The following is a 962-nucleotide window of genomic DNA, read 5'->3' as shown; positions in this document are numbered from 1 at the left end:
GTGACCGAGGGCATCCTGGTGGGCATGAAGCGTGGCCTGTCCAAACTGGAGGCTGCGAAAGAGATTGTCCGCCAGACCGTCTGGCCGCTGTTGGGTGCCACGGTCATTGCCATCATGGCGTTTGCGCCGATTGGCCTGTCTGACGACGCCACCGGTGAATACACCAATACCCTGTTCTGGGTGCTGTTGATTTCATTGATGCTCAGCTGGGTGACGGCGATTACGTTGGTGCCGTTTTTTGCCAATGTGTTCTTCAGCGAGAAGGATGTGGGTGGCCAGGACGGGGAGGGTGAAGACCCTTACGCCGGCAGGGTCTTTGTGCTTTATCGCCGCCTGCTGGACCGTGCCATCCATCATCGGGTGATCGCCCTGAGCGCCATGGGTGCGCTGTTGGTGATTGCGGTGGTCGGTTTTGGTTTCGTTAAACAGGCGTTTTTCCCGCCCTCCAATACGCCCATGTTTCTGGTGGACTACTGGTTGCCCCAGGGCAGCGATATTCGCGCCACCCAGGATGCTGCCGCCCGGCTGGAGCAGGCGTTGCTGGAGATGGACGGCGTGGAGCAGGTGACCACCACCGTCGGCCAGGGCGCGCAGCGTTTCATGCTGCCCTATGCACCGGAAAAGAGTTACCCCAGCTACGCGCAACTGATCGTGCAGGTCGCCGACCGGGAGCAGATCAATCCGACCCTGGCGGCGACCCGCGAGCTGATTCGAAACGAGCATCTGCAGGCGTTTGCGAAGGTGAAGCGCCTGATGATCGGGCCGAGCCCGGCGGCTTCCATCGAAGCCCGTTTCAGCGGGCCGGACCCGAAAGAGTTGCGGGCGCTGGGCCTGAAAGCCCAGGCCATCATGCACGACGATGGCGGACTGGAAAGCATCCGCCATGACTGGCGGCAGCAGGAAAAAGTGATCCGGCCCCAGTTTCAGGAAGCCCAGGCCCGGCGGGCCGGCATTACCCGTGA

General features: G+C 61.9%; 1 protein-coding gene. It reads left to right on the top strand.

The genetic code is table 11. The annotated features are described in order from the left end of the window. Window positions 1–962 (top strand): efflux RND transporter permease subunit (locus A3730_RS03935; protein ID WP_197477272.1); only part of this gene is annotated, 962 nt, incomplete at both ends.

The sequence above is a fragment of the Alcanivorax sp. HI0044 genome (assembly GCF_001634945.1).
Note: the sequence above shows the minus strand (reverse complement) of the source record. Positions and strands in the feature narration are given on the sequence as shown.